General features: G+C 76.8%; 7 protein-coding genes. 4 read left to right on the forward strand and 3 right to left on the reverse strand.

The window, feature by feature from the left end; genetic code table 11:
• The first annotated feature begins 1 nt into the window (after window position 1).
• Window positions 2-550, forward strand: coding sequence for a bifunctional 4-hydroxy-2-oxoglutarate aldolase/2-dehydro-3-deoxy-phosphogluconate aldolase (gene eda, locus I4I78_RS27210; protein WP_308252385.1), 549 nt, complete (start codon window positions 2-4; stop codon window positions 548-550).
• Between the two features lie 7 nt (window positions 551-557).
• Here the strand turns inward: eda and I4I78_RS27215 are convergent, their stop codons facing one another.
• Window positions 558-698 carry a hypothetical protein gene (locus tag I4I78_RS27215; RefSeq protein ID WP_218614356.1) on the reverse strand — a complete coding sequence of 47 codons (141 nt, stop codon included), beginning with the start codon at window positions 696-698 and terminating at the stop codon, window positions 558-560.
• A gap of 276 nt (window positions 699-974) precedes the next feature.
• Here I4I78_RS27215 and nhaA point away from each other — a divergent pair, with 276 nt between their 5' ends.
• Window positions 975-2306, forward strand: a complete 1332-nt coding sequence (gene nhaA / locus I4I78_RS27220) for a Na+/H+ antiporter NhaA (protein WP_218614357.1) — start codon at window positions 975-977, stop codon at window positions 2304-2306.
• Between the two features lie 201 nt (window positions 2307-2507).
• Here the strand turns inward: nhaA and I4I78_RS27225 are convergent, their stop codons facing one another.
• Window positions 2508-2741, reverse strand: coding sequence for a hypothetical protein (locus I4I78_RS27225; RefSeq protein ID WP_218614358.1), 234 nt, complete (start codon window positions 2739-2741; stop codon window positions 2508-2510).
• Entirely contained in the window at window positions 2738-2929 is a 192-nt protein-coding gene (locus tag I4I78_RS27230; RefSeq protein ID WP_218614359.1) for a hypothetical protein, read from the reverse strand. The genes I4I78_RS27225 and I4I78_RS27230 overlap by 4 nt, the downstream gene beginning before the upstream one ends.
• A 258-nt stretch (window positions 2930-3187) precedes the next feature.
• On the opposite strand from I4I78_RS27230, the gene I4I78_RS27235 reads away from it, so the two are divergent.
• Both I4I78_RS27235 and I4I78_RS27240 read left to right on the forward strand, forming a co-directional pair.
• Window positions 3188-4435 carry a DNA repair exonuclease gene (locus I4I78_RS27235; RefSeq protein WP_218614360.1) on the forward strand — a complete coding sequence of 416 codons (1248 nt, stop codon included), beginning with the start codon at window positions 3188-3190 and terminating at the stop codon, window positions 4433-4435.
• Window positions 4429-7762 (forward strand): AAA family ATPase (locus I4I78_RS27240; RefSeq protein WP_218614361.1); only part of this gene is annotated, 3334 nt, incomplete at its 3' end. The genes I4I78_RS27235 and I4I78_RS27240, both read left to right, overlap by 7 nt.

Consider the following 7762-nt stretch of genomic DNA (forward strand, 5'->3'; position numbering starts at 1 on the left):
GGTGCCGCTGGCCCGCGCCCTGGTCGCCGGCGGCCTGCCGGCGATCGAGGTGACGCTGCGGACCCCGGCGGCGCTGGAGGCCACCCGCCGGATCGCGCAGGAGGTCCCGGACGCCGTCGTCGGCGTCGGCACGGTCCGCACGCCGCTGCAGGTACGGGAGTCCCTCGCCGCCGGGGCCGCGTTCCTGGTCAGCCCGGGCGCGACGCCGTCGCTGCTGGACGCGATGGACGACTGCGGGCTGCCCTACCTCCCCGGTGTCGGCACGATCTCGGAGATGCTCGCCGTCGCCGAGCGCGGGCGCACCGAGATGAAGTTCTTCCCGGCCGAGGCGGCCGGCGGGCGGCCGTTCCTCAAGGCCGTCGCCGGACCGCTGCCGGACCTGCGGTTCTGCCCGACCGGGGGGATCACGGTCGACTCGGCGCCGGACTACCTCGCGCTGGGCAACGTCGGCTGCGTCGGCGGGTCCTGGCTGACCCCGTCCGACGCCGTCGCGGCCGGGGACTGGGAGCGCGTCCGGGAGCTGGCCGCACAGGCGTCCGCGCTGCGCTGACGACAGGTCAGCGGCGCCGCCGGGCGTGTGCGCGCCGGGCGTACGCGGCGACCGGGTGCCGCGCCGGGGGCGGCAGGACCGCGCGGACCGCGAGCACGGCCAGCAGCGCGTAGCCGCCGATCATGGTGACTCCGAGCAGGTCGGTCATCGGAAACGTCCCGTCGATCGCTGGGTTGACGACGACCACGGTCGCACCAACGACCGTCGGGACGCGGCGTCCCTGACGCGATCCTGACACCGGTCCGCGCCCGGCCGACGTCCGCGAGGGGTGGACGCCGGGCGGGCAGAACGGCGACCGACGTGGTCGAACGCACCGCCTGCCGGGAGCCCTCCGGCGGGCGACGGCCGTTAAGATGGTCCACGGTGTGCCGGGAAGTCTGGTCGGCGTTCGTTCCGCCCTGCCCGGATCCGACCGAGGAGCCTCGTGAGCCCCACACCGCCCGACTCGACACCGCCCGACTCGACACCGCCGCGTCCCTCTCGCCTGTTCTCCCGCGGGTCGTGGCGGGAGGTCTCCCGGGTCGGTGACGTGCTGCGCGCCGAGACCGTCGGCGGGGCGCTGCTGGTGGCCGCGGCGGCACTGGCCCTGATCTGGGCGAACTCCCCGTGGCGGGGGGCCTACACCGCGCTCGGCGGGCTCACCGTCGGGCCGTCCGCGCTCGGCCTGGACCTGTCGCTGTCCACCTGGGCCGCGGACGGCCTCCTGGCGATCTTCTTCTTCGTCGCCGGGCTCGAGCTCAAACGCGAGTTCGTGGCCGGTGACCTGCGCGACCCGCGCCGCGCCGTGCTGCCGGTGGCCGCCGCCGTCGGCGGGATGGCGGTCCCGGCGCTGATCTACACCGCGGTCAACCTGGCCACCCCCGGCGCCGGCTCGGGCTGGGCCATCCCGACCGCGACCGACATCGCGTTCGCCCTCGCCGTACTGGCTGTGATCGGCTCCAGCCTGCCGGCCGCGCTGCGCACGTTCCTGCTCACGCTCGCCGTCGTCGACGACCTGCTGGCGATCACGATCATCGCGATCTTCTACACCGACGACCTGGCCGTCGTCCCGCTGCTGCTCGCGCTCGTCCCGCTCGGGCTGTTCGCGCTGCTGGTGCAGCGGCGCGTGCGGTCCTGGTGGCTGCTGCTCCCACTCGCGCTGGCCACCTGGGTGCTGGTGCACGAGTCGGGGGTGCACGCGACCGTGGCCGGAGTCCTGCTCGGGTTCGCCGTCCCGGTGATCCGCCGCGCCGACGGGCCGGGTCCCGGCCTGGCCGAGCATTTCGAGCACCGGTGGCGACCGCTCTCGACCGGGGTCGCCGTGCCGGTGTTCGCGTTCTTCGCGGCCGGGGTCTCGGTCGTCGACGGCGGCGGGCTCGGCGCCGCGCTCGCCGACACGATCACGCTCGGGATCGTCGGGGGGTTGGTGGCCGGCAAGGCGGTCGGCGTGCTCGGCGCGACATGGGCGGTGCAGCGGTTCACCCGTGCCCGCCTGGCCGACGAGCTGGGTTGGTGGGACGTGGCCGGGCTCTCGCTGCTGGCCGGGATCGGGTTCACGGTCTCGCTGCTGGTCGGGGAGCTCGCGTTCGGCACCGGCACGCCGCAGGACGACCACGTCAAGATCGGGGTGCTGCTGGGGTCGCTGACCTCGGCCGTACTGGCCACCGTCGTGCTGCGCGTCCGCAACGCCCACCACCGGCGCATCACCGCCGCGGAGACCGTGGACGCGGACGGCGACGGCGTCCCGGACGTCTACCAGGACGACCAGGGCCGTTAGCTGCCGGCCCTCCGCGGCCCATGCGACGCCGACCTCCGCCTCCGCCTCCGCCTCCGGTGATCGATCTGTGTGGGAAGGTTCGGGCCACCGGTGGCCAGGATGTTCCCCCACACATCGATCATGGGGGAGCGGTGCGGACCCGCGGACCCGCGGACCCGCCGAGCCGTCGGGCCGGGGTCTCGGCGGTCGGTACGGGGCAGGCTAGCGGTGGTCGGCCTGCTCGTTGGCCCAGCGCAGAGCGGCGGGGGAGACACCGCGGCGGACCGGGTTCCACTCGCCGGTGTCGGGCCGCACGCAGGCGCGGGCGTGCACCGCGGCGTGCAGGTGGCGGACCTGTCCGTCCTCGCCGTCGGCGACGGGGTGCGGGATCAGCCGCAACGGCTCGGTTGACCGGTCGATCTGCGACCAGCACCGCTCGCACACGAGCGTCCTCATGCGGCTCTCCGGTGCCGTCCGGCGCCGTCGGCGTGCACGAGCGCGGGGCAGCTCTGCGCGGTGTGTACGGTCGCGTCGTTCCAGACGACGTCGCCGGAGGGCTCGGCGTGCGAGATGTGGGCGAGGCGGACGTAGTCCTCGCCGGCCGGATCGATCGGTCCGTAGCAGCGTTCGCACAGCAGGGTCATCGGTGCACCCTCCGGATCTCGGCGCGCAGCAGCGCGGAGTGGTTCGGAGCGCGTGTGGTGCCGCGCGATCAACAGTGACAGCGGATGGACCGGCGGTGGCCCGTGGCCCTGTCTCAGGCTGACACACCGGAGCACTTGACGTCGCGTCCGGAGGGCGTGGTCTTGCGCACGGAGGCGGTTCTGTCGGACCCGCGGTATACCCTCGTACCGGAGAGTTACAGCAGTGTCATTACCCGTGAGGTGGTTGGAGGCGGCCTGATGCGACTCGTGCACGCCGCGGACCTGCATCTGGACAGCCCGTTGCTGGGGCTGGCCCGGCTCGGTGACTCGGACCTGGCCGACACGCTGCGCGCCGCGACCCGCCGGGCATGCGAGAACCTGGTCGACGAGGTGATCGCGCAGAAGGCGGACGCGCTGCTGCTGGCCGGCGACGTCTACGACGGCAACTGGCGCGACTACGCCACCGGCGCGTTCTTCGTCCGCCAGCTCTCCCGGCTGCACGACGAGGGCGTCCCGGTCTTCCTGATCAACGGCAACCACGACGCCGAGTCCGAGATCACCCGCTCGCTGCGGCTGCCCCCGAACACCCACCGCCTCTCGGTGGACGAGCCGGAGACGGTCGTGCTCGACGACCTCGGCCTGGCCGTGCACGGGCAGGGCTTCGCCCGCCGCGCGGTGCTGGAGAACCTCGTCCCGGCCTACCCGGACCGGATCCGGGGCCTGGTCAACGCCGGGATGCTGCACACCTCGGTGCAGGGCGACCTGCGCCACGACACCTACGCGCCGTGCCGCCCGGAGGACCTCTCGGGCTGCGGCTACGAGTACTTCGCGCTCGGCCACATCCACGAGCAGAAGGTCGTCTGCGACGGGCCGCACGTGGCCGCGTTCTCCGGGAACCTGCAGGGCCGCCACCCCAAGGAGACCGGTGCGAAGGGCGCGCTGGTCGTCGACGTGGAACCCGGCGAGCGGGCCCGGCTCACGCCGCTGACCCTCGACGTCGCGCGCTGGGAGCTGGTCGAGGTCGCCACCGATCGCTGCCGCGACGCCGACGAGGTGCTCGACGCCGTCGAGGTCGCCGTGCGGGAGCGGTGCGTGCAGGCCGCGCCGCGGGCCGTCGTCGTGCAGGTGACGCTGACCGGCGCCACCCCGGCCGCCCCGGGGCTGGTCGAGGCGGAGTGGCTGCGCTCGGAGATCGAGCTGCTGGCCGGCAAGGCCGGTGCGGTGGTGGAGAAGGTCCGCAACCGCACCCGCCCGCCCGCGGACGCCCTGAGCGTGGACCCGGAGCTGACCGGCGCGGTGGCCGCGGCGGCGTCCGGGCTGGTCGGGGACACGGACCGGGTCCGGGAGCTGGCCGCCCCGCTGGAACGCGAGATCGGGCGGCGGCTGCGCGAGGCCGGCCTGCTGGACCTGCGCGACACCGACCGGCTGGAGTCGCTGGCCCGGCAGGCCGAGCAGCAGCTGCTGGCCCAGCTCGCCGGCGCAGGCGGTGAGGACGGCCCGTGCTGATCCGGTCGCTGACGCTGCAGCGCTACGGCGGGTACGAGAACCGCGAGCTGGCGCTCGGGCCCGGCCTGACGATCGTCACCGGGCCGAACGAGGCGGGCAAGACCACGCTGCTCGACGCGCTGTCGGACCTGCTGTGGGGGATGCCGCGCCCGGTGCGCCACGCCTGGGCGTTCAGCCCGGCCCGGCTCGGGATCGCCGCGCGGGTCGAGTGCGACGGGAACGAGGTGACGGTCCGGCGCACCACCCGCGGGTTGTTCTCCTCCCGCGAGGACGAGCCGGACGCCGCCTACGACCCGCCGTGGGGGCCCGGCGGCGCGGACGCCCGCAAGCGCTGGCGGCAGGGCTTCGGCCTCGGGCACGAGGAGCTGCGCGAGGGCGGACGGCGGCTCTGCGCGGGTGGCGGGGACCTGGCCGAGCTGGTGTTCACCGCGCGCAGCGGTCGCGACGTGCGGGCCGTGGTCGGGGCGCTCGACGGCGAGGCCGACAAGCTGTTCAAGGACCACAAGGGCAACAAGTCGGTCGAGGTCCGGGCCGCGATGGGCCGCTACGAGCAGACCGAGACCGCGGCCGGCGAGCAGATGGCCCGGGCCGGCGAGGTCACCGCGCTGGTCGAGGAGATCGGGCGTCTGGAGCGCCGCGCCACCGAGCTGGCCCGGTCCCGCTCGGTCGCCGCGACCGACAGCGACCGGGCCCGCCAGGCCGTCCGCGGGCACGAGCCGGCCCGCATCCTGGCGTCGCTGCGTGCCGAGCGGGCGGCGCTGGAGGCGTCCGGCGTGGTGCTCGACGCCGTCCGGCTCGAGGAGTTCGAGCTGGCCTCGGCCGAGCTGGACACCGCCGCCGACGAGCTCGCCGAGCACCGCTCGCGGGCCGAGGACCTGCGCGAACGCCGCGCCGCCCTGGACGTCGACGACCTCCTGGTCGCCGACGCCCCGCGGGTGCGGGAGCTGGAGTCCGCCGCGCAGGCCCGCGCCGCCGACGCCGAGCGGGCGGCCGCGCTGCGCGCCGAGGCGGCCGAGCTCTACCTCCGGGCCGAGGCGTCGCTGGCCGGGCTCGTCGCCGACGACGGGCGCTCGGCCGCGCAGCGACTGGCGGCCGTGCACCTGCCCGCCGACCGCGCCCGCGACCTGGACGCCCTGGCCGACGCGCTGCGCGCCGCCGAGGACGGGACCGAGCGCGCCGAGGAGGCGCACCGCGAGGCGCTGGCCCAGGTCCGCGACGCCGCGGACGGCGCCGCCGGGCTGGACCCCGACCGCGTCGGGCGGGTCGAGGAGGTCCGGCAGGCGATCGAGGCCGAGGGCTCCGCGGCCGCGCTGAGCCGGATGGCGATCACCGAGCGGGCCCGCGCCCGCACGCACCGCGCCGAGGCGCTCGCCGCGGCCGGGCACACCGGCGCGCCGGGGCACTCGGCGGCGCGTGAGCCGTCGGCCGGGCCGCCCGGACTCTTCGAGACCGGCGGCGACCTCGTGATCTCGGTTCCGCCCGCGCGCGACGTCCGCCGGCTCCGCGCGGCGTTGCGCGCCGCCGAGCAGGGCGCGTCGGCGGCCGTCCGGGACGCCGGAGCCGCCCGAGAGCGGGTCCGAACCGCCGTCGACGCGCGCGACGCCGTGGCCGGCCAGGGCCGCCCGGTCGACCCGGGAACGCTGTCCGGAGCCCGCGAGGAGCGCGACCGCCAGGTCAGCGCCTTGGTCGAGGTGTTGCGCGCCGGGACCGGTGCCGCGAACCTGGCTGGCGCGGCCGACCTGGCCGGCGCCGCGGCCCGGGCGGAGCGGGCGATCGGCGTCGCGGACCGGGTCGCCGACGACATGATCGACTCGGCGGACCGGGTCGCCGAGCTGGCCCACCGGGAGACCGAGCTCGCCGCTGCCCGGGAAGCGCTCGCCGTCGCCGAGGAGTCGGCGGCAGCGGCGTCGGCGGCGCGGCGTGAGGCGGAGTCGGCCTGGGCCGGGCTCTGGAGCGCGCACGCCGTCGCGACCCCGGAGCCGGACGAGGCCGACGCGGTGTGCGCGGCGCTGACCGACGCGGCTCGCGCGCAGGGCTCGATCGACGAGGCCGACGAGCGGCTGGAACGCCTGGCCGGGCAGGCCCGCACCCAGCAGGACGCCCTCGCGTCTGCGCTCGCCGGGGCCGGGCGCAGCCGCAGCGGCGCGGACCTGGACACGCTGCTCGTCGCCGCTGCCGACCTGGCCGCGGAGGCCGACCGGGCGCGCGACCGCCGGGTCTTGCTGGCCCGGCTGCGCACCGACGCCGAACGCGCGGGCGGCGCCGCCGACGCCGCCCGTCACGAACGCGACCGGGCCGCGCTGCGCTGGCGGTTCGGCCTCGGTTCGGCCGGGCTGCCGGCCGACCTGGAACCGGCCGGCTGGGCGACCCGGCGCGACACCGTCGGCGACGCGCAGGACGCCGGCGCCCGGGCCCGGCGCTGCGAGTCCGAGGCCGCGGCGCTGCAGGGTGCCGTCGACGCCCACCGCGAGGCCGTCGGCGCGCTGGTCCGGGCGCATCTGCCCGCCGCCGCGGCCGCCGAGGCGGACCCGCTGCCGCGGCTGTCCGAGCTCGCCGAGCGGGTCCGCGAGGTCACCGCCGCGGCCGTGTCCGCCGCGCACCTCGACGACTCGGTCTCCGCCGCCGAGTCCGCCGCCGTGCGCGCGGCCCGCGCGGCCGCCGCGTCCCGTTCGGTGCTCGACCGCCTCGCCGTCGAGCTGGCGCTGACCGAGACCCTGGACGAGGGCGGCGTGCAGGCCGCGGCCGAACGCGGCGTGCGCGCCGTCGAGCTGGACCGGCACGCCGGCGAGGCGGCGCGCCTGCTCGCCGCGGCCGCCCCCGACCTGGACCCAGACGAGCTGGTCGCCGCCGCGCCGGACACCGAGACCGGTGCGCTGGACGAGACCCGCGCCCGCAGCGAGGAGACCGAGCGCGAGCTCGAGGTCGCCCACGCCGAGGTCCGCGAGCAGCTCGGCGGCCTGCGCGCGCGGCGCCGGGCGCTGGAGGGCGCCGACGAGGCCGCGCTGCTGCACGCCGAGGCCCAGGAGCACCTGGCGCGGGCCGCGGACGCCGCCGAGCGGTACCTGGTGGTGCACCTGCAGCGGGAGATCCTGCGCCGCGAGCTGGACAGCTACGAGCGCACCCACGCCTCCCCGCTGCTCGTCGACGCGGGACGCCTGCTGGAGCGGCTGACCGGCGGCCGGTTCGTCGCGCTGCGCCCACCGGCCGACGTCGCGGCCGGGGGCCGCAGCCTGGTCGCGGTCCGCGCAGACGGGGAGGAGCTGACGCCGTCACGGCTGTCCGAGGGCACCGCGGACCAGGTGCACCTCGCGCTGCGCCTGGCCGGGA

Origin of the sequence: Pseudonocardia sp. KRD291, assembly GCF_019263595.1 — a bacterium.
Classification (GTDB): Bacteria; Actinomycetota; Actinomycetes; order Mycobacteriales; family Pseudonocardiaceae; genus Pseudonocardia.